General features: G+C 71.9%; 17 protein-coding genes. 8 read left to right on the forward strand and 9 right to left on the reverse strand.

The annotated features are described in order from the left end of the window. Nucleotides 1-6: 6 nt before the first annotated feature. Both ABZS58_RS35065 and ABZS58_RS35070 read right to left on the reverse strand, forming a co-directional pair. Nucleotides 7-891, reverse strand: a complete 885-nt coding sequence (locus ABZS58_RS35065; protein WP_354787558.1) for a hypothetical protein — start codon at nucleotides 889-891, stop codon at nucleotides 7-9. Then, complete coding sequence (locus ABZS58_RS35070; RefSeq protein ID WP_354787559.1) at nucleotides 888-1,268, reverse strand: hypothetical protein; 381 nt, start codon at nucleotides 1,266-1,268, stop codon at nucleotides 888-890. Before ABZS58_RS35070 ends, ABZS58_RS35065 begins: the two co-directional genes overlap by 4 nt. A gap of 200 nt (nucleotides 1,269-1,468) precedes the next feature. Here ABZS58_RS35070 and ABZS58_RS35075 point away from each other — a divergent pair, with 200 nt between their 5' ends. Next, on the forward strand, nucleotides 1,469-1,729 hold the full coding sequence (locus ABZS58_RS35075) for a PspC domain-containing protein (protein WP_354787560.1): 261 nt from the start codon (nucleotides 1,469-1,471) through the stop codon (nucleotides 1,727-1,729). Nucleotide 1,730: 1 nt separating this feature from the next. On the opposite strand, the gene ABZS58_RS35080 is transcribed toward ABZS58_RS35075, so the two are convergent. Continuing rightward, complete coding sequence (locus tag ABZS58_RS35080) at nucleotides 1,731-2,408, reverse strand: hypothetical protein (protein ID WP_354787561.1); 678 nt, start codon at nucleotides 2,406-2,408, stop codon at nucleotides 1,731-1,733. Nucleotides 2,409-2,805: 397 nt separating this feature from the next. Between ABZS58_RS35080 and ABZS58_RS35085 the strand changes: the two genes are divergently transcribed. Next, nucleotides 2,806-3,729, forward strand: a complete 924-nt coding sequence (locus ABZS58_RS35085; protein WP_354787562.1) for an ion transporter — start codon at nucleotides 2,806-2,808, stop codon at nucleotides 3,727-3,729. Between the two features lie 37 nt (nucleotides 3,730-3,766). Here ABZS58_RS35085 and ABZS58_RS35090 read toward each other — a convergent pair whose 3' ends face one another. After that, nucleotides 3,767-4,066, reverse strand: a complete 300-nt coding sequence (locus tag ABZS58_RS35090) for a GlsB/YeaQ/YmgE family stress response membrane protein (protein WP_354787563.1) — start codon at nucleotides 4,064-4,066, stop codon at nucleotides 3,767-3,769. Between the two features lie 119 nt (nucleotides 4,067-4,185). Between ABZS58_RS35090 and ABZS58_RS35095 the strand changes: the two genes are divergently transcribed. The 6 genes from ABZS58_RS35095 to ABZS58_RS35120 are packed head-to-tail and all read left to right on the forward strand — an operon-like array spanning nucleotide 4,186 to nucleotide 14,322. Next, complete coding sequence (locus ABZS58_RS35095; protein WP_354787564.1) at nucleotides 4,186-6,558, forward strand: hypothetical protein; 2,373 nt, start codon at nucleotides 4,186-4,188, stop codon at nucleotides 6,556-6,558. Between the two features lies 1 nt (nucleotide 6,559). Next, nucleotides 6,560-9,844 carry a hypothetical protein gene (locus ABZS58_RS35100; RefSeq protein WP_354787565.1) on the forward strand — a complete coding sequence of 1,095 codons (3,285 nt, stop codon included), beginning with the start codon at nucleotides 6,560-6,562 and terminating at the stop codon, nucleotides 9,842-9,844. Beyond that, on the forward strand, nucleotides 9,844-10,941 hold the full coding sequence (locus tag ABZS58_RS35105; protein WP_354787566.1) for a hypothetical protein: 1,098 nt from the start codon (nucleotides 9,844-9,846) through the stop codon (nucleotides 10,939-10,941). The genes ABZS58_RS35100 and ABZS58_RS35105 overlap by 1 nt, the downstream gene beginning before the upstream one ends. Next, complete coding sequence (locus ABZS58_RS35110) at nucleotides 10,931-11,662, forward strand: hypothetical protein (protein WP_354787567.1); 732 nt, start codon at nucleotides 10,931-10,933, stop codon at nucleotides 11,660-11,662. The genes ABZS58_RS35105 and ABZS58_RS35110 overlap by 11 nt, the downstream gene beginning before the upstream one ends. An 8-nt stretch (nucleotides 11,663-11,670) precedes the next feature. Continuing rightward, complete coding sequence (locus ABZS58_RS35115; protein ID WP_354787568.1) at nucleotides 11,671-12,333, forward strand: hypothetical protein; 663 nt, start codon at nucleotides 11,671-11,673, stop codon at nucleotides 12,331-12,333. 24 nt (nucleotides 12,334-12,357) lie between these two features. Then, on the forward strand, nucleotides 12,358-14,322 hold the full coding sequence (locus ABZS58_RS35120) for a tetratricopeptide repeat protein (protein ID WP_354787569.1): 1,965 nt from the start codon (nucleotides 12,358-12,360) through the stop codon (nucleotides 14,320-14,322). Here ABZS58_RS35120 and ABZS58_RS35125 read toward each other — a convergent pair. From ABZS58_RS35125 to ABZS58_RS35145, 5 genes are all read right to left on the reverse strand, one after another. Continuing rightward, nucleotides 14,256-14,654, reverse strand: a complete 399-nt coding sequence (locus ABZS58_RS35125) for a hypothetical protein (protein ID WP_354787570.1) — start codon at nucleotides 14,652-14,654, stop codon at nucleotides 14,256-14,258. The two genes, ABZS58_RS35120 and ABZS58_RS35125, sit on opposite strands and share 67 nt — an antisense overlap. 406 nt (nucleotides 14,655-15,060) lie before the next feature. Further along, nucleotides 15,061-16,026 (reverse strand): ABC transporter substrate-binding protein, encoded by a 966-nt coding sequence (locus tag ABZS58_RS35130; RefSeq protein WP_354787571.1) that lies wholly within the window; start codon nucleotides 16,024-16,026, stop codon nucleotides 15,061-15,063. 16 nt (nucleotides 16,027-16,042) lie between these two features. Then, a complete protein-coding gene (locus tag ABZS58_RS35135) occupies nucleotides 16,043-17,014 on the reverse strand; it encodes an ABC transporter permease (RefSeq protein ID WP_354787572.1) in 972 nt (323 codons plus the stop codon). Next, entirely contained in the window at nucleotides 17,011-18,522 is a 1,512-nt protein-coding gene (locus ABZS58_RS35140) for a sugar ABC transporter ATP-binding protein (RefSeq protein ID WP_354787573.1), read from the reverse strand. The genes ABZS58_RS35135 and ABZS58_RS35140 overlap by 4 nt, the downstream gene beginning before the upstream one ends. 1 nt (nucleotide 18,523) lies before the next feature. Then, entirely contained in the window at nucleotides 18,524-19,843 is a 1,320-nt protein-coding gene (locus ABZS58_RS35145) for an L-fuconate dehydratase (protein ID WP_354787574.1), read from the reverse strand. Between the last annotated feature and the right edge of the window lie 273 nt (nucleotides 19,844-20,116).

A 20,116-nucleotide genomic window follows, 5' to 3' on the forward strand; every position in this document is an offset into this window, starting at 1 on the left:
GCTCCTTCAGCTGGTGAACCGCATTCCCGGCGGCGCGATGCCGCGCCACAGGTAGGTCGTGACCGCCTCGCCGCCGGCGCGTTCCCGGTCGGGGCTCTCCGGCACCGGCCAGCGCAGCGCCGCGTAGATCAGGTGCCGGTGCAGGTCGAACGCCGCCTGCAGCAGCTGCCCGTACGCCCTGGCCCGGCCGAGCATCGCGGCGTGGTACGTCACGACGCAGCCGGCGACCGAGACCAGCGGCGCCCACCACGCCGTCCACGTCCAGGCGCTGAACAGCAGGAACCACAGCCACAGCCGGGCCGCGTCGTCCAGGCTCCGGCGGGCCTCGGTGAGCTCCAGCTGCACGTCCTTGTCCAGGGCGAGCCACAGGTGCGGCCAGCAGATGACGGGGTCGAGCCCGTACCGCTCGGCGGGCCGGTCCTCGGCGGCACGCAGGATGTTGCCGAGCCGGGTCGGCATGATCCGGTCGACGCCCGGGAAGTCGTGCAGCCGCTGCTCGGCCGCGGCGAGCCGCAGCGGGTCGACCGGCTCGCCGCGGAACGCCCGCCCCGACAACGCCTGCAGCTGCGCGTCGGCGTCCTCGTAGCGGCGGCGCTGGAAACGGCGCGGTGCGCGGGTGAGCGGGCCGTAGCCCTCCAGGAGGCGCAGCACCGGCAGCGTCAGCAGCTCGGCGACGACCGCCGACCCGGCGATCAGCGACACCGCCGCGGCGAGCAGTGCGACCTGCTCCACCCCGGACAGCGCCCCGATCCGCTCCGACCACCGGTGCCCCCGCGCCGGCGTCCACAGGGCGAGCAGGCCGCCGGCCCAGAACGCGAACGCCGGCGTCAGCAGCCGCGGCACGAGCTGCTCGGCGAGCCGGTTGCCGACGGTCAGCCCGAACGGGTTCACGCCGCCGCCCCGTCAGCCACCAGGTCGGCACCGTCGTGCGGGCAGGTGGGGACCGGTCTCGCCACGTCGATGCGGAAGTACTCGTAGTCGCCGTTCGGGCACACGTACCGCGGCGCGAGCGGCACCCGGGCGACGCCCGGCGGCGGGTGCACACCCCGCTGACCGTCGGCCGGGACGAGCTCCCCGGCCCGTTGCCGAAGTGCGGGGACGCCACGCACGTAGGTCAGCAGCGGCACGGTGACCCGCTCGCCGCGCCGCCCCCGCTCGACGATGTCCGCCAGCACGGCGTCGGCGCCGGCCACGGCGCCGGCGTCCAGCAACGTGGGCAGCTCCTCCCGCAACCGCTGCGCAAGCTCGACGGACACCGCGTCGTCCATCCGGCCCCCCTCAGAGCACCAACCGCGGCGCCCAATCTATCGCCGGCGCGCCCGCACGGTCACGCCCCGGAACCGTCGGATGCCGGTCAGCACCCGTAGGTGGCCGGGATCCGGGGGTGGCCCGGGGCGTTCCCCGATGCCCGGGCGGCTCCCCGGCGGCGACAGTTGAACGGTCGAACACGAATGGAAGGAGCGACGCGATGGAGACCGTTCACGGCACGATGCGGCAGCACGACCTGGTGCGGCCGGAGCAGGGGCGGGTGCTCGGCGGGGTCTGCGCCGGGCTGGGGCGGCGGTTCGGGATCGACCCGTGGCCGGCGCGGCTGCTGTTCGGCCTGGTCCTGCTGGCGATCCCGGGGACGCAGATCCTCATCTACCCGATCCTGTGGATCATCATGCCGGCCGAGGTGACGGCGAAGGTCGCCGAGCAGCCGGTTGAGCCGACACTGACGAGCGTCTGAGCTACTTGCCCTCCGGGGAGCCGTCCGACGTCATGGCGCCCTGGCCGGGGACGGCGGGCAGGAAGACGTGGGCGTGACCGTTGCCCGCGTCGACGTTGAGCTGGTCGAGCTGGGTGCCGCCGACGGCCCAGGTCGCGACGGCGATGTCGCGGAGCCGGCCGGCGTGGGTCAGCTGGGCGGCCTTGCCCGGCGCGGGGGTCGCGAGCGCCTGTTCGTAGGCGACGACGGCCTGCTGCACGGTGCGCGCGCCGGCGGCGAAGCCGGACCGGGCCACGTTGACCCCGGTGCCGGCGGACGGCGGGTCGGCGAACCCGGCCACCGCCTTGGCCGCCGCCGCCTGCCAAGCCGCGACCTGCTGGGCGGTAGCGTCGGGTCCGGGTGCGGCGCTGCCGGGCGGGACCGCGACGGCGAGCCCGTCGAGCACCGGAGTCAGCACATCAAGGGCCTTGCGGGCCTGATCGGTCAGCGCCACGATCTGCTCCGCGTCGCGTTTCGCGTCGGCGGCCTTGAGCGCGTCGATGGACCGTTCGGTGTCGGAGCGCGGGTCGGCCGTCGCGGCGCCGATCGGCCCGCCGAGCAACGCACCGACCGCCAGGGCCAGCACCAGCCACACCCAGTGGACACCGGTCCGGCGCCGTTGCGACGCGGCGACCGGCCGACGGTTGACCTTGTTGCCCACAGCGGTGCTCCTCGCTCACGATGACGGCCGTCATCGACGCGGCCCGCCGAGGCCACCCGATTCTGTCCTGCGCACCGGATCCACGACGGCCGGCCGCCTCCCGCCGAGGAGCGCCGGCCGGTCCGTTTTCCGGCCTTCCGACACAGTACGGTCCATGACGAGCGCGGGAAAGACCGGGCGGCACGGCGCTGCCGCCGGCGCTGCCGTTCGCGATCATGTTCGCCGCCTGGGAGATCGCGGCCCGGCGCACCCGGGTGACCCACCTGCTGTCCGGCTCGCGCGGCCGGCGGGCGATTCGTGCCTCCTTGCGACGGCGTGACCGATGATCCGGACATGTCGATCGTGTCGTAGGCTGCGTGCCGGTTGAAGGTCACCGTCCTGGGAGCCCCGCCCGTCAATGAACACCATCCTGTCGCCGGTCGCTCGGATCGCCGCCACGTGCCGCGCGCTGATCGACGCGCCGTGGTTCAGCGTCGCCTCGTTCACCGTGATCATCATCAACGCGGTCGTCCTCGGCCTGGAGACGTACGACGACGCGCAGCGCGCCGCCGATGACGCGCTCCGGGTCGTCGAGTACGGCTGCATCGTGTGCTTCGCGGCCGAGCTGCTGGTGCGGTTCGGTGCGCAGCTGCCGGCGCCGCGGGTGTTCTTCCGGGACGGCTGGAACCTCTTCGATCTGTTCATCCTGCTCTCGCCGCTGCTGCCGGGGGTGCGGGAGAACGTGACCGTGCTGCGCATGCTGCGGCTGGCCCGGATCGTGCGGACGTTCCGGCTCTTCCCGAGCCTGCGGGTCATCCTCGTGGGGATCCGGCGCAGCCTGCCGGGTCTGGGCAGCTTCCTGCTCGTCACCGTGCTGCTGCTGTACGGGTACGCCATGCTCGGCTGGATGATGTTCGCCGAGGCCAACCCTGAAAGGTACGGCACGGTCGGGCAGGCGATGCTGACCCTGTTCCTGCTGCTGTCCCTCGACGGCATCACCGACACCCTGCAGACCGGCCGCGACGTCACCGAATGGGCGGTGCTGTATTACGTCTCCTACATGGTCGCCGCCTGCTTCCTGCTGACGAACCTCCTCGTCGGCGTCGTGCTCAACGCGCTGCAGGAAGCGCACCACGAAGAACGGCAGACAGCGACCGCCGCCCGCGAGCAGGACACTCCGCCCCCACCGCCGGAGGACCCCGCCGACCGGACAGCGGACACGTCCGTCGCGACGCAGCTGGCGTCGCTGCGGGCGGCCGTCGACGCCCTGGAGCGGCATCTGGCCACGCCCGGAGCGGACGCGCCGGCACCGCGGCAGGTGGCGGCAGCCGGCGACAGATGAGCCGGTCCCGGACGCGGTCAGCCGCGTCCGGGACCGGTCAGTCGTCGTCCGAGGAGAACGCCCGGGCCAGCAACGCGGCGATGGCGACACCGACCACCGCGATGCCCACCTGCACGCCGATGACCAGCCAGTCATAGCTGTGCCCGCCCACCACGAGCCTCTTGTCGCTGCTGATGTCCCACCGGTCGGCGGCCCACGTCCCGGCCACGGCGGCACCCATCCCGATCAGCACCGTGAGAATCAGGCCGATCGGCTGCCGTCCCGGCAGCAGAATCCGCGCGACGACCCCGATGACCGCGCCGAACACGATCGCCGACAGATAATCCTGTGCACTCACCGAGCGACCTCCTCACCAGGCTCCGCATCGCATTGTGCCCCAGGAGCGCAAGCAACGCTCCGTGCTGTCCGTCAGCAACGGGTGTCCGCTCCCTTTCATCGTCACGCCGAGAGGCATTGATGACCGACACACGGCATGCAGGCAGCGGCGGCGCGAGCGCCGCCAGGAAAGATCTCGTGGCGGACGCGGAGCAGCTCGCCGCGGATGCCATCGCCCTGATCGACGGCGCGGACTTCGGGCCCGCGCTCGCCGCGCCGATCGGCCGGGTCCGCGACCAGGCCGGACGGGTGCTGGCCATGGTCCGGGATCCCTACAAGGTCGGCGTCATCGGTGAGTACGGGGCGGGTAAGACCCTGTTCGTCGCCTCGATGCTCGGCTTCCTCGACAACCTGCCGATCGGCGACCGGCCCACCACCGGCAACGTGACCCGCTTCCGGCTGCGGCCGGTCGCCGGCGGCACGACGAGCGTGGTGACCGGCCGGCGGATCGTGTTCCTGAGCCGTTCCGAGTGCGAGGCGTGCCTGGCCGACCTCGGCCGGCAGATCCGCGCGGTCGGCGGCCCGCACCCGGACCTCGACACGCTCACACGGAAGGCCGTCGACGGCGACCCGGACGCGTTGGAGGCCTGGCACCGCACCGCCAGGCCGCTCGACCCGAGCCTCGACCGCCTTGTCCGGCAGCTCGTCGCGGTCGCCGCCAGCGCCCGGCAGCACGACGCCTGCCTCGGCACCACCCGGGACGTGTCGGCGGAGGAGTTCGGCGCGCTGGTCCAGATCGTCTACGAGGGCCAGTCGCCCGCTCAGCTGTTCTGGCTCGTCCGTCAGGCCGAGGTCGCGATGGACGTACCGGTGACGCTGCTGCCCGGTCTGCTCGCGAACGGCGACGCCCTGCGGCCCCCGGACCGCAAGGACCTCGCGGGCTTCGGCGAGGGCACGGTGCTGGAGCTCTGGGACTTCCCCGGCATCCTCAATCACCTGTCGTCCGAACGCGACCGGATGCTGACCGAGACGCTCCTGCACGACGTCGACACCGCCGTGGTGCTGCTGAAGGCGGCCAACCCGGACAGCATGGCCTCCGACGAGCTGACCCGGCTGCTGACCGCGGTCAACGGCGGCGCGATCGTCGGCGTCGGCAACGTGTTCGACAATCCGCAGGCCATCCGGTTCAAGGAGCCCGGCCTGGACAGCGACGACGCGGTGCGCAGCAGCCTGCCGTCGATCGCCGAGCTACTGCGCACCGCCGGTGAGCTGGTCCCGGGCGAGCCTTCGTTCCTCTACGCCGGCCTCGTCGCGCTCGGCCGGCTCAACCCCGGGCTCGTCGCCGGACGGTTCGACGAACGCGCCAGGATGCAGGACCACCTCGCCGGATACGCCCAGCAGGTCGCCCTCGGGCTGCCGGAGGGCAGCCCGCTGCGGGCGGTGCTGCTGCCGGTCGCCGAGGACGGTGGCCGGCGCCGGGTCCAGACGATGCTCGTCGACCAGCTGTCCGTCCACGGCCTGCGCCGCCGGGCGGAGCGGGTCGAGCGGGAGGACTCGCGGCTGCGCGAGCTCCTGCTGCTGCTGGAGTCCGCGGTCCAGACGGCTCCGGACCCCGGTGGCGCCGCCGCCGCGCACGTCGAGTTCCAGTCCGTCCTGTCGGGCCTGCGCACCGTGCTGATCCGGTTGCGCCGCGGCCTGCCGAGCGTGCTGTCCGGCGCGCTGGCGGCGGACGAGCCGGACCGCGGGCCGTTCGCCGACTTCGTCGAGGAGACCGCCGCCCATCGCGTGCACCGGTGGCCGCAGTGGCGCCAGACGCTCGACTCGGTCCGGGGCCGCGAGGTCCAGCAGGGTCCCGCGACCACCACCGAACTGGTCGGGCCGTTCAGCGAGAGCTGCGTGGAGGCGTTCGGCACGGTCCGGGGCGAGGCGCTGTCCCGCTGGGAGCGGGCGTTGATCCGCAACGCGGAGGACACCCTGGCCGCCGAGGAGACGCTGCGCAGCCGCGCGAAGGCGGTCTTCGCCGACCGGCCGGGCCCATGGACGCTGATCGTCCGGCCGCAGGACTGGCAGGGGCTGCTGACCAGGGCCCCGGCCTCGATCCTGGAGAAGGTGCCCTACCAGGCGCCCGGACCGGACCGGTACGCCGCGGCGTTCCCGCTGCGCCGCGACTCGCGGTTCGCGTGGTCGCTGCCGGCGAAGCACCCCTACGACCCGTCGGACTCCGAGCTGGTGCACCGCAGGCACCCCGGCTATGTCATCCGGCTGCGGCACGAGTTCGTCGCCGCGGGCGCGTACCTGATGCAGACCGACGTCGAGGTGGTCCGGGGCTGGGCCGAACAGGTGACCCTGCACTTCTTCGACCGGTTGCTGCAGACCCTGGCCGGCGCGAAACCACCCGACACGTCCTCGGCGGGCGAGGAGGCCAGGAGCACGCTCCTGGCCGCGATCCAGCAGCTGCGCACCCGCTCGACCGGCACCACCGCCGGCGGACCATGGTCGGAATGGGAGAACTGACATGGACATCGAGCTCGAGTTCATCGACCAGGCCGACGGCAGCGCCCGGCAGCGGTTCACCCTGGACGGCACCGACCGGCCCGTCGCGCTGCCGTCGCCGCTGCTGATCAACCGGTCCGGGCGGCACATCGTCGTCCAGGCGGTCCGGGTGACACCGGACACCACCACCGGCACCACTCCGGCCAGACAGATCAGCGACCTGTGGCAGCCCGTGCTGCCGCTGGCCGGGGTCGACCTGCCGCCGTACGGACGGTACCTGGCACCCTGGCAGTACGTGGCGGGCTCGGCGCTGCCACCCGGCCAGACGGCGTTCACCTGGTCGGTCGACGCCGCCGAGCGCCTCGCCGACGGCAGGCTGGTCCCGCTCGGCGAGCGGCTGCGCCGGCAGTGCGTCCTCGTGACCCCGTCCCGGATCCCGGACGCGCCCGCGCCGGCGGCGCCCGAGCCGCCCGCCGCCGAGCCGCGGCCGACGATGTCCGACACCGACCAGCGGTACAAGGGCTGGGTCGCGATCGACTTCGGCATGTCCAACTCGACCATCACGATGTTCGACCAGAACCAGAAGCGTGCGCTGCTCGGGATCGCGCCGACCCAGGTCGCCCGGCTCCGCGACTGCCTGACCGAGCTGCTCAACGGCACCGCCACCGAGGACTTCGGACTCTCCGGCGACGAGTGGCGGGACCTGCTGGAGGGCGCCGGCCGCACCCTCGCCGCGTCGACGCCCGGCGCCCGTCTCGCCGACCCGCTCACCCAGCTGAAGGAGTCGCTCGCCGGCGACCGGGTCTTCGACGTGCTGCTGGCCCTCGACCAGGAGGTCGACAACGCGCTGCCGGCCCGCCGCGACGCGCTCACCGGCGGGCTGCAGCGGCTCTACCGGGATGCGTTCGCCCGTCCTCCGATCGCCGAGCTGCAGTTCTTCCCGGTGCCCATGCACGCCAACACGCCGGCCATCTCCAGCGACGCGAGGGTCCTGTCGCTGGCGCCCTTCGAACTCGCCATGTGGGACGACGGGTTCGACCCCACCGGCCGGGCCGTGCCCGTGCCCGTGGCCGTGCAGCACCAGCCCGGCCTCAAACGCTTCGTCGGCAACAACCGGCCGCTGCCCGGCCTCCCGCCGGACCTGCCCGGCGCCCCGACGACGGACGACGCGCTGACCGCGGTATGGCGTTGCCTGCTGGACCGGGTCTCCGAATTCCGCCGGATGAACGGCGACCGGTACGCGGCCGGCGAGGTCCACCGGGCGGTCGTCACCTACCCGACGACCGCCCCGCCGCAGACCCGCCTCGACATGGAACGCCTCGCGCACTCCGTCGGCCTGCGGTTCGCCGACACCCGCCTGGACGAGGCCACCGCCGCGGCGATGTTCAACCTCATGCGGGCGTTCGCCGGTGACCCCGCGATCGGCGTCGAGGCGTTCCGCGCCCGCAGCCGGCAGGTCGCTCCGGAAACCTGGCAGCACAACATCCTGGTCATCGACATCGGCGGCGGGTCCACCGACGTCGCGCTGCTCGCGCTCACCCTGCGCGACCACACCGAACGCGACGGCGGTGTGCCGGTCGACCAGCAGGGGCGCTACTACGAGCTGCGGCCGACGGTGCTTGGCAAGGCCGGCAATCTCCAGCTCGGCGGCGACCGGATCACGCTGGGCATCTTCCATCTGTTCAAGGCCCGGATCGCCGACCTGCTGCTGACCCGGTCGCCGGAGATCGTGGTCAGCGAGTACCCGCCCTTCCTGGAGGGCGGCGTCTACCGGGCCGGATCGGTGCTGCCCGTGGCCGGTGCCGAGGACACCTCCGCCACCGAGCCGACCAGGCTGGCCCTCATCGACCAGGTCGTCCCCACCCGATGGTCCGCCGTCCGGACGGCCGCCGAGGAGGAGCAGGCCCGCGAGCGGTTCCTGCGGCTGTGGAACGAGGCGGACAAAGCCAAACGGGCGTCCGCCGCCGGCCGGCCGTACCTCCTGCGCAACCTGCAGGAGCTGCTGAAGCTCGGTGCCGCCGGCGCGCACGCGTCGACGATCGAGGTCGACCACGCCGCCATCCGGGCCGAGATCGACCACGTGCTGAGCCGCGCGATGGAGATCGCCCTGGACGTCGCCTGCAAGCGGCTGCTGGCGGCGAGAGGCGGCACCGAACCGCTCGACATGGTGATCCTCTCCGGCGGCACGACCGCGCTGCCCCGCGCCCGGCAGCTGCTGCAGGAGATCTTCACCGGCGAGAGCGCCCACAGCGGCTGGGGCACCCTGCGCTGGAATCCGCTGCACGTCGTGCACGACCCCGCGTTCGCCAAGGTCGGCACCTCCATCGGCGCCTGCTGGACCGAACACGTCCGGCAGAAGGGCTACGCGGATCCCCGCCGGGCGAAGCGCAACGTGGCGATGGGCCGCACCGAGCTGCACATCGACGTCGACAACCTGCTGCACGGCCTGCCGTACGATCTCGAGCTGTCCGGCACGGGCCCGAACCAGCTCCCGGTCTTCCCCGCCGGCCGCGAGTTCGAACGCGTCGGCGAGTCCGGGCAGGGCGCCCAGCGCTCCGAGTGGATGCCGGCGATCCTCGACCTGGCCGTCAACCGCAGCGGCGTGTCGAAGGCCGAACCGGCCGTGCTCTGGGGGTTCCTGAGCCTGCAGGAGCTGCACGACGACGAGGACGAGCCGGACCGGTTCGACCTCGACGAGTGGGTCGGCCAGGTCTCGATGCAGTTCGAGATCGACGAGGCCGACATGCTGACCGTCCACTTCTGCGCCGGCAGTCCGCACTACAGCCTCGACATGTCCGCGTGCCCTCCGGACGATCAGGTGGCCGGCCGGGACACGGCCTTCGCCCCGGTGCGGCTGCGGCACGACCTGGTGGTCAACCCCGACGTCGCCGGCGGGATGGCCAACCACGGCAAGATCCTGCTGCGCGAGGACAGCGAACCCGACGGCTGCGTGGTCTCCCCCGGCGAGCAGACGGCGCTGAGCTGCTGGGTCAGCGTCCGCTTCCCGCGGGAGGTGCCCACCGACGGCACCTGGTGGATCGGCCGGCGCGATCCCGACGACCCCACCGTGCTGCACCGGGTCGGGACACCGTTCCGGGCGGCCATCCGGCACGGCCGCGGCGCGGACACCCGCATCGTCGTGGACGAGACCGGCCGCGTCCAGCCCGTCCGGGGCTTCGTGCCGTACCTGCCGGCCCGGTCCATGGCCGACGTCATCGCCAACCCCGGCCGGGTCCTGAGCGTGCCGATGGAACCCGGCAAGATCGACCTGGACGAGCGCTTCGACCCCTTCAACGGCTCGCACTGATGGGGCCGCTCGACGACGCGCTCGGCGCGCTGCTCGACGAGCCGGCCACGGCCACCCTGGTCCGTGGCCTGCTCGCCGGCATGCGCGCCGCGCTGGAGGAGGCGGCGCCCGGCAATCCCGCCACCGACGCCATCAACCGGATCCTGGCCGGGCGGGGTGCCCCGGACGGCCGTCGCGCCGCCGGGGTGCCGGCCGGCGCGCCGCCGCCCCGCGACGGGCTCGGCGCCCGGCTCGCTCCACTGTGGACGCGGGCGGCGCAGATGGCCGGTGAGCACGACCCCGGTCCGGCCCCCGCCGACCCGGCGCAGCTCTGGGGCGCGCTGCACCTGCTGAGCCTCCGGATGGCCCCCGACGACCGGTGGGACGTCCAGATCCGCGCGGCGGACGAGGCCCGCGCGGCCGGCACCACCGTCGACGCCGCCGCCGTGACCATCCGCGGCATCGACCGGGACACCCTGATCCCCCGGCTGTCCGTCGGGGGCCGCACGCTGCACGAAGGCCTGGCGACCGACCCCGACGCGCCGCTGCCTGCCGAGCTGCGGGTGCACGCCGCGGTCGTCGACCGCCCCGGCGCCGACCCGGCCGCGGTCGCCTTCACCCGGGTGGTGGTGCCGGTCCTGCACCTGCTGTCCCAGGACCGCCACCTCCGGCACTGCCTGCAGACCCTGCAGTTCCACGGGCTGGCCGAGCTCACGTCACCGGCGGAGCAGGAGCGGCTGCGCGGCCAGCTGACGGCCAGGACGGCGGCGCTGATCGCCGCCGCCCCGGGCGCCCAGGGCGGTGCGGACCGGCTGGAGTGCCTGGTCCGCCTGCACGAGGCCGTGACGTCGGTGGTGCACCTGCCGCCGGCCGCGGACGTCAGCTGGTGGGGCCGGCTCCGCGTCCGCGCGCACACCGCGATCCGCGACGCCGCCGCCGAGCTCGGACCCGGACTGGTGAAGCTGCCACCGGCCGGCTTCGACAGCGCCCGGGCGCTCACCGCGCACGACATCCCGCTGCGGATCCCGGAGGTCTCCGGGATGGTCCTCGCCTGCGTCCGCGTCTGGTCGAGGGTCCACGACACCGAATGCCCGGGACGGGTGATCTATGGAAGCTGAGGCGCGCCACTGCATCGACCGTATCGCCGACGGCCGGGCCGCGTTCCACCCGGCCGAGCTCCGGCACGGCTGGCTCGCCGTCGACGCGGACAACCGCCCCGCGGCGGCGGCCTCCACCGCCGGGACCGTGACGCTCCGGCTCGCGGCCGCCGATGGCCCGTGCCGCGTGGACTGCCTGATCGGCGGTCCCATCGGCGCGCTCCGCGACCGCAGCCGGCTGCTCGGGGAGCTCGGCCTTCCACCCGAGGTCGTCGTGCCGCGCTGGCACGAGCAGGGCCTGCGGCTCGGCGACGGCTTCCGCCCGGTCCTCGTGCACCCCGAACTCCAGGAGACCGTCCTGGCCGGGCGCCTGCCGCAGCTGACCCTGACCGAGGTGCAGAGCCTCCTGGAGCGCTGGCTCGGGATGCGCGACGGCCTCGAACAGCGATTCGGGCTGCGGCACGCGGGGCCGACCCCGCATCTGGCCCACATCCCGGCCGACGGCGTCGCGACGCTGCGCGTGACCGGCTGGGAACGCCCACCGGCCGACCCACCCGAGCCGGACCTGCTCGAAAAGGCGCTGCACGACCGGCTGGCACAGCTCAGCCCGCCGCCCGCACCACCCGATGACGACAGCGGCGCGGCGCCGGCCGGGGGCCGCGCGCTGGTGGTGTCCGCCGTGGTGATGGCCACGGTCGTCGCCGGCTGCCTCGTCGGTCTCATCGCACTGTGGACTATGTAGGAGCGAGCGTGAAGCCGACCCCGAAGCTCTTCGGCGCCCTGTTCATCGCCATGGCCCTGCTCTGCGCGGCGGCCCTCGTCACCGCCGCCGTGCGCATCTCCGCCGCCGACAAGAAGGCCGACCGGCTCGGCGACGACCTGGAGCACGCCCGGGCCGACCTGCGGACCTCCCGCGAGCAGGCCGAAGCCGCCAACGGCCAGAACGCGCAGGCGCTCCAGGCGGCCCGCCAGCAGGTCGCCACGACCAGCCCGCAGGACCTGGCGCGCGGCCTCGCCGAGCTCACCTTCGAGCTGCCCCTCTACTCCTGCGACGGCGGCGACGACAACTGCGACAGCGGCAACAGGAAGCCGCTGCCCCTGCAGCTGAGCCGATGCGGCACCCAGTTCTGCCTCTCCGGGTCGAAGTGGATCAGCGGGTCCCCCACGCTCGCCCTGGACGGTGACACCTGGTCCGCGCGTGGCAGCGCCGTCTCCGGCCGCGCAGCCTGTTACAACGTCCCGACGAGCGGCGCCGCCTGGGTCTTCACCGCCAGGGTGACCGGCGCGCAGTACACCATCGCCGGCGGCTGGAAGACCACGAAGGCCGACATGACCTTCTCCGCCACCGTCCCCGCCAGCACGCCCTGCAGCGCCACCACGATCTGGTGGAAGGGCACCCTGCCACTACGATGACACCACACGCCGATCGAGGATTTGGTGACCCTGGACCAGGTCGAGCTCCTTCGTCGCATACTGTTCAACCTCGGCCAGACCGCACTGGCGCTGTTCGAGCACACAGACGCACCTGCCGATCTCGACGCAGCCATCCGGGCCGCCCGCGCCGCGCTGGCAACGTCCGCCGGCGGAGGTCTTGACCCGTCGGCCCTGCTCGCCAACCTGGCGACGATGCTGCTGGGTCGCTTCGAGCGGTTCGGGGCCGCGGCGGACCTCGACGAAGCCGTGCTGGTGACCCGGACAGCCCTGATCGTCCTCGGCGACGAGGATCCACACCGCCTGGACTGGCTGTCCCAACTGGGCAGCAGCCTGCGTCTCCGATTCGACCGGCTGGGCCGGACCGCGGACCTGGACGAGGCGATCAGCGCGGCCCGCGCCGTGATCGCCGCGACCCCTGACGCCCACCCCGCTCAGGCGGGACGATGGGTCAACCTCAGCAACGCCCTGGCGACCCGGTTCGAGCGGGGCGGCGCGCCGTCGGATCTGGACGAGGCGGTGCGTCTGGTGCGGTCGGCGCTCGACGCCGTCCCCGACCACGGACCCGACCGGGCAAGGGTGCTGTCGAACCTCGGCTCGAGGTTGTGGACGGTGTTCGAACAGTCCGGTTCGGCCGCGGACCTCGACGAAGCGGTGCGGATGGCCGATGCAGCCGTGGCAGCCACCACGGACGACAACGACCCGGCTCTGCCGGACCGGCTTTCCAACCTCGGCCTCACGCTGCACGCACGGTTCGGGCTCTCCGGGGACCTCGCTGATCTCGGCACAGCAGTGCGCAGCGGACGGGCGGCCGTGTCGGCAACGCCCGATCGGCACCCAGAGTTGCCGGGCCGGCTGACCAACCTCAGCATCGCGCTGCGATCCCGGTATGAACGCCTCGGCGAGCTGACGGACCTGGACGCGGCGGTCCTCGCCAGCAGCGTCGCCGTGTCCGCAACCCCCGGCGACCACCCAGAGCGTGCCCGGTTCCTGTCCAATCTGGGCGCCATGCTGATGTTCCGGTTCCAGCGGAAGAAGTACCCCGCGGACATCCACGACGCCGTGGAGGCCATCCTCGCCGGTGTCGCCGCAACCCCCGGCGGCGACTTCGAGCGAGCGAACCGGCTGTCCAACCTCGGCAGCGCGCTGCAGCTGCTGTTCGCGGTGACGGGTGCCTTGACGGACCTGGACCAGGCCGTTGCCAGATGCCGGGACGCGGTGACCGCCGCCGGCGACAACTCGCCCGATCGTGCCGGCATGCAGGCGAACCTTGCCGCCGCGCTGCACGTCCGGCACGGACGGACCGGTGACCCGGCCGACCTCGACGAGGCAGTCGCGCTCCTGCGCTCGTCCACTGCCGCCACGCCCGCCGGTCATCCCTCGCGGGCATGGCTGCTGACCAGCCTGGGTCTCGGGCTGCGGAGCCGGTCGGAGTGGGCGCCGGCACGCGACGCGTGGCGGACTGCCGCCCTGATCGCGGACGCGCCGGTTGCCGACCGGGTGCTCGCCGGCCAGCTGTGGGGCAGGATGGCCGCGTCGACGGCGCAGTGGCAGGACGCATCCGACGGGTACGCCACGGCCGTGCGGCTCCTGCCTCAGCTGATCTGGCGGGGCGTGAGCCGCCACAGCCGGGAGGAACTGCTGGGCGAATGGACCGGGCTGGCCCTCGACTCCGCCGCCTGCGCCGTCGCCGCCGGCCACGCGCACCAGGCGGCCTCTCTGCTGGAACAGGGCCGCGGCGTGCTGTGGACGCAACTGCTGGAGCACCAGACGGATCTCGCCGGCCTGCGCGACGCCGCCCCGGCGCTGGCCGACCGGCTGGCCGCCGTCGGCGCCGCCCTGGACCCGCCGCCCGCGCATCAAGGATCGAACTCACCGCCGACCGAGCCATGGCGCGCTGCCGGTCACACCTCTATGATCGGCCAGCTCTTGCCGAGCACGGCCTCGATCTGCTCAGGCAACGACGTGTAGACCGCAACCGACAGGCTCGCTGCCACCAAGGCGGCATGACCGGCGCCCAGCCGGCCCGACTTCGCTGCCATGCCTCCGATGATCGGAAGATCGTCAGGGCCATGCACATCAACACCGGGCTCATCGACCAGCACTACCGGCAGTAACCGAAGCACCCTCAGCATGTCGTGCTCGTCGACGCTCAATCCGGAGTACGCCTCAATCAAGCAGGTGCTCGGGACCGTGACCGCAAAGCCGTTCTCAGCCGCCCTGAACAGCAACTCGCCGATTCGATCGACACCGTGGACATACGCCATCAGCGCACCGCTGTCGAGCACCGCCTCGACGATCACTGCCGCGACCGCCAGTCGGCTGGAAGGAGCCCCTCGGACTTGAGTCGCGTGACCGTCTCGCTGTGCACTTCGCGAGGGACTCGAAGCTGCTCCCGGAGTGCTGCGGCTTCGTCCGAGTCCGGAGTGAACGTGCGGTGTCCGGCCCTGGTCAGCGCATCCTGCGTTCGTTCGACAAGCTGACGCCGCCGTAGCGCTTCCGTGACATATGCCGACACCTGCCCCGCCGGCAGGTCCTTCAACGGGCCAGCGACGTCCTCCGGCAACGACACTGTGAACCTGACCGTTGTCATACCGAAAAGCATACAACAGTAAGAACCCGAGCGTCCCCAGCCGAATGCCCGCTCGTGGTCGCGTTGCTGGCCGGTGAGGATCCACCGGCCAGCGCCTGGCTACGAGGGACGGCAGGTTACTGGTACAGGACCGCGGAGATCTTCGCTTCGTCGATGTTGGTCTTGTCGTACCAGTAGAAGCCGGTGTCGATGGACTTCGGCAGCTTCTCGCCCTTGATGGCGGCGACCGCTGCCTTGACCGTCTCGTAGCCGATGCCGACCGGGTTCTGGGTGATCGCCCCGTACATCGTGCCGGCCTTGATCGCGTCGATCTGGTCCTTGCCGGAGTCGAAGCCGACGATCGTCAGCTTGCCGGTGAGGCCCTTCTCCTGGGCGGCGTGCAGCACGCCGATCGCGGCGCCCTCGTTGGAGCCGTAGATGCCCTTGAGGTCGGGGTTGGCGGTGAGGATGGCCTTGGCGAGGTCGGTCGCCTTGAGGGGATCGCCGCTGTACTGGATGTCGACGATCTGGATCTTCGGCTCGTTCTTCTTCATGTAGTCCACGAAGCCGTCGCGGCGCTGGACGCCGGTGACGCTGGTCTGGTCGTGGACGACCATCGCGATCTTGCCTTCGTGGCCGATCTTCTCGGCCATGTGCTTGGCGGCCTCGGCGGCGGCGGCGAGGTTGTCGGTGGAGGCGGTGGTGATCGGCACGTCGCTGTCCACGCCGGAGTCGAACGCGATCACCGGGATCTTGTCGTTCTTCGCCTGGAGCATGAGCGGCCCGGCGGCCTGGCTGTCGATGGCGGCGAAGCCGATCGCGCCGGGCTTCTTGTCGATGACGGTCTGCAGCAGCTGGATCTGCTGCTCGACGTTGCCTTCCTCCTGGGCGCCCTCGAACGTGACGGTGACGTTGAACTCCTTGCCGGCCTGCTCGGCGCCGGCCTTCACGGCCTGCCAGAACTGGTGGCGGAAGCCTTTGGAGATGAGCGCGACGTAGGGCTTCTTCTCCTCGCCGGGTTTCTCGGCGGCGTCGGAGCAGGCGCCGAGCGTGAGGGTGATCGCGGTCGCGCCGAGCAGCGCGACGAACGCCTTCCTGTGCATGGGGGTGTACTCCTTCTCAGAGGGTGCGTTTTCTGCGGAGCATGTCGACGTAGACGGCGACGAGGATCACGCAGCCGACCACGACCGATTGCCATTCCTGCGGCACGGCGGTGACGCGCAGGCCGTTGGTGAGGACCGCGACGATGAGCGCGCCGACGACGGTGCCGGCGATCGAGCCGCGGCCGCCCTGCAGGGAGGTGCCGCCGATGACGACGGCGGCGATGGCCTCCAGTTCCAGGCCCATGCCGCCGACGGGTTGGGCGGAGCTGAGCCGGGACGCGGCGAGGACGCCGGCGATGCCGACGAACAGCCCGGCGAGGGTGTAGATGGTGAGCTTCCAGCGGACCACGTTGACGCCGGACAGGGCCGTGGCGGCCTCGTTGCTGCCGATCGAGAACGCGTACCGCCCGACGATGCTCTTGCCGAGGACGACCGCGGCGACGACGGTGAGGACCAGGAAGATGAGCACGCCGAGGGGGAAGCGGGCACCCGGGATCACCGAGTAGTTCATCAGCAGCTGGAAGTCGGGGTGCTCCTTGAAGTAGATCGGCTTCGTGCCGGAGATGACCAGCGACAGGCCGGAAGCGACGAGCATCATCCCGAGCGTCGCGATGAACGGCGGCAGGCCCAGGACCGACACGTTGAAGCCGTTGATGAAGCCGATCAGGCCGCCGAACAGGATCGCTCCGGTGACCCCCGCCCAGGCGGGCCAGCCCCAGTACGTCATGAACACGCCCGTCATGACGCCGCACAGGATCATGCCGGTGCCGATGGACAGGTCGATGCCGCCGGAGACGATGACGAAGGTGGTGCCCAGGGCCAGGATCCCGGTGACCGTGGCGGCCATGAGGATGCCGACGAGGTTGCTGGGCGTGAAGAAGTACGGGCTGGCGAAGGAGAAGAACACCAGGATGGCGATCAGGCTGGCGAGGGCGAGCAGCTGCTGCACAGAGCCCCGGACCCTGGCGGGAAAAGGGATCGAGGTCACGAGGTCACCGTTCCTTCGGTGCTGAATCGGGTGGCGAAGTCCATGATCTTTTCCTGGGTCGCGTCGGTACTGTCGATGACGGCGGTGATCCGGCCCTGGCACATGACCGCGATCCGGTGTGACATCCGCAGGACCTCCGGCAGTTCGGAGGAGATCATCACGATCGCCTTGCCGGCCGCGGCGAGCTCGTCGAGCAGCGCGTAGATCTCGTCCTTCGCGCCGACGTCGATGCCGCGGGTCGGCTCGTCGAAGATGAGGACGTCGCAGTCGCGGACGAGCCATTTCGCGATGACGGTCTTCTGCTGGTTGCCGCCGGACAGGTGCTGCACCAGCTGGCCCGTCGACGGGGTGCGGATGCGGAGCTTGGCGACGTGGTCGGCGGCGGTCCTGCCGATCATCCGGTCGGCGACGAGCCCGAGGTTCGACGTGAAGCGGGGCATCGAGGCGAGCACGACGTTGTCGCGCACGTTGCGGCCGAGCAGGACGCCGTAGCGTTTGCGGTCCTCGGACAGGTAGCCGATCCCGGCGCGGGCCGCGTCGGCCGGGTTGCCGACGGCGACCTCTCGGCCGTGGACCGTGACCGTGCCGCCGTCCTTGCGGTCCGCGCCCACGAGGGCCCTGGCGACCTCGGTCCGGCCCGCGCCCATGAGCCCGGCGAACCCGAGGATCTCCCCGCGGCGCACGTCGAAGCTGACGTCGCGCAGCAGGGCCTTCGTGCGCAGGCCGCGCACCGACAGCACCGGCTCGCCGGTGACGACCGCGCCCCGCGGCCGCTGCTCGCCGGTGATCGTCCGCCCGACCATCAGCGAGATCACCTGCGGGATGGTGCTCGACGCGGTGTCGAGGGTGTCGACGTTCCGCCCGTCGCGCAGCACCGTGATCCGGTCGGTGATCTGGGCCAGCTCGTGCATCCGGTGCGAGATGTAGATGACGCCGGTCCGCGGTGTGACGAACCGGCGGATGAGCCCGAACAGCGTGGTCACCTCGACCTCGTTCAACGCGGCGGTCGGCTCGTCCATGACCAGCACCCGCGCGTTGAAGCTGAGTGCCTTCGCGATCTCGACCATCTGCTGCCGCGCCACCGTCAGGTCACCGACGAGGTCAGTGGGCTCCAGCGGCAGGCCGAGCCGGGCGAGCAGCTCCCTGGTCCGCCGGTTGAGCGCCCGCTCCGACAGCAGCAGCCCGCCGATGCGCGGCTCCCGGCCGATGAAGATGTTCTGCGCGACCGTGAGGTCCGGCATCAGGTTGAGCTCCTGATGGATGATCGAGATGCCGAGTTCCTGCGCGTGCCTCGGGCTCGTCGGCGTGTACCGGTCGCCGTCGAGCGAGAACGTGCCGGCGTCCGGCCGGTCGATGCCGGTCAGCAGTTTCATGAGGGTCGACTTGCCGGCGCCGTTCTCCCCGACGAGCGCCAGGACCTCACCGTGGCGCAGCTTCAGGTCGACGGCGTCGAGGGCCTGGACGCCGGGGAAGCTCTTGCTCGCGCCGCGCACCTCCAGCAGCGCCATGTCAGGCTCCCCTGGCGGGGCTGCGCGTCTGCCAGTACCCGCCGCCGGGGTAGCCGAACTCCTGCAGCGACCGTTCGTGCATCTGTGCGCTGTACCCGGGCGCGTCCGGCAGCACGTAGTGCCCGTCCACGACGACGCACGGGTCGGTGAAATGCTCGTGCAGGTGGTCGACGTACTCGGTGACCCGGCCCTCGAGGGATCCGGACACCGCGACGTAGTCGAAGATCGACAGGTGCTGGACGAGCTCGCACAGCCCGACGCCGCCGGCGTGCGGGCAGACCGGGACGCCGAACTTCTTGGCCATCAGGTAGACGGCGAGGATCTCGTTGACGCCGGCGAGCCGGGCCGAGTCGAGCTGGCAGTAGTCGATCGCGCCGGCCTGGAAGAGCTGCTTGAACAACACCCGGTTCATGCCGTGCTCGCCGGTGGCGACCCCGATCGGCGCCACCGCCCGCCGGATCGCGGCGTGCCCGAGGACGTCGTCGGGGCTCGTCGGCTCTTCGATCCACAGTGGACGGAACTCGGCCAGCCGGCCGACCCAGTCGATCGCCTGCGGCACGTCCCACACCTGGTTCGCGTCGATCATCAGGTCCGCGTCCCAGCCGATGACCTCGCGGGCGATGCGCAACCGTCGGACGTCGTCGGCGAGGTCCAGCCCGACCTTGAGCTTGACGTGCCGGTACCCGGCGTCGACCGCCTCCTTCAGCAGCCGGCGCAGCTTGTCGTCGTCGTAGCCGAGCCAGCCGGCGCTCGTCGTGTAGCACGGGTAGCCGCCCAGCTCGCGCAGCCGCTCGATCCGCTGCGTCCTGGTCGGTGCCATCTCGCGCAGCATCGCGAGGGCCTCGTCCGGGGTCAGGGCGTCGGTGATGTAGCGGAAGTCGGTCGCGGCGACCAGCTCCTCGGGCGACATCTCGGCGAGCAGCCGCCACAGCGGTTTCCCGGCCCGGCGGGCCGCCAGGTCCCACACGGCGTTCATCACCGCGGCGAGCGCCAGGTGCACGACCCCCTTCTCCGGCCCCAGCCAGCGCAGCTGCGAGTCCGCGCCCAGTTCCCGGTAGACCGCGCCGAGGTCGCGGCACAGCTCGCCGGCGTCGCGGCCGAGCAGCGGCTGCGCGCGCTGCCGCACCGCCTCGGCGACCAGGTCGGTGCCGCGGCCGATGGTGAAGGTGAAGCCGTGCCCGGCGAGCCCGGGGGTGTCGGTCTCCAGCACCACGTAGGCGGCCGAGTAGTCGGCGTCCCGGTTCATCGCGTCCGACCCGTCGAGCCTCAGCGACGTCGGGAACCGCACGTCGTGGATCCGTACTGCGGTGATCGTCGTCATGCACACACTTCCGTCCAGCGTGCGGACCAACCCGCGGTGGCGTGATTGATCCGATCTATTGGCGACGGACACTAGCACCGCACCTCGCCGTCCGTCTCCACCGAAACGGCACATTCATAGGATGTATTTCGTCGAAGCGCATCGACGGCACACGCTAGGTGGCCGCTCTTGCGGCAGATCGGGCGCTTATAGGGGATTTTGCCCGGCAGGCGTGTCACGATTCTGCTGTTGACGTTTCCAGACCTCCCATGTCTAATCCCAACGTTGCTCTGC

Source organism: Dactylosporangium sp. NPDC005555 (assembly GCF_040605635.1).
Classification (GTDB): Bacteria; Actinomycetota; Actinomycetes; order Mycobacteriales; family Micromonosporaceae; genus Dactylosporangium.

What these genes read in the sequence shown, in the direction of transcription:
- ABZS58_RS35070 (WP_354787559.1), bottom strand. Translation starts at nt 1,268, where the DNA reads ATGGACGACGCGGTGTCCGTCGAGCTTGCGCAGCGGTTGCGGGAGGAG.
- ABZS58_RS35075 (WP_354787560.1), top strand. Translation starts at nt 1,469, where the DNA reads ATGGAGACCGTTCACGGCACGATGCGGCAGCACGACCTGGTGCGGCCG.
- ABZS58_RS35085 (WP_354787562.1), top strand. Translation starts at nt 2,806, where the DNA reads ATGAACACCATCCTGTCGCCGGTCGCTCGGATCGCCGCCACGTGCCGC.
- ABZS58_RS35095 (WP_354787564.1), top strand. Translation starts at nt 4,186, where the DNA reads ATGACCGACACACGGCATGCAGGCAGCGGCGGCGCGAGCGCCGCCAGG.
- ABZS58_RS35100 (WP_354787565.1), top strand. Translation starts at nt 6,560, where the DNA reads ATGGACATCGAGCTCGAGTTCATCGACCAGGCCGACGGCAGCGCCCGG.
- ABZS58_RS35105 (WP_354787566.1), top strand. Translation starts at nt 9,844, where the DNA reads ATGGGGCCGCTCGACGACGCGCTCGGCGCGCTGCTCGACGAGCCGGCC.
- ABZS58_RS35110 (WP_354787567.1), top strand. Translation starts at nt 10,931, where the DNA reads ATGGAAGCTGAGGCGCGCCACTGCATCGACCGTATCGCCGACGGCCGG.
- ABZS58_RS35130 (WP_354787571.1), bottom strand. Translation starts at nt 16,026, where the DNA reads ATGCACAGGAAGGCGTTCGTCGCGCTGCTCGGCGCGACCGCGATCACC.
- ABZS58_RS35140 (WP_354787573.1), bottom strand. Translation starts at nt 18,522, where the DNA reads ATGGCGCTGCTGGAGGTGCGCGGCGCGAGCAAGAGCTTCCCCGGCGTC.
- ABZS58_RS35145 (WP_354787574.1), bottom strand. Translation starts at nt 19,843, where the DNA reads ATGACGACGATCACCGCAGTACGGATCCACGACGTGCGGTTCCCGACG.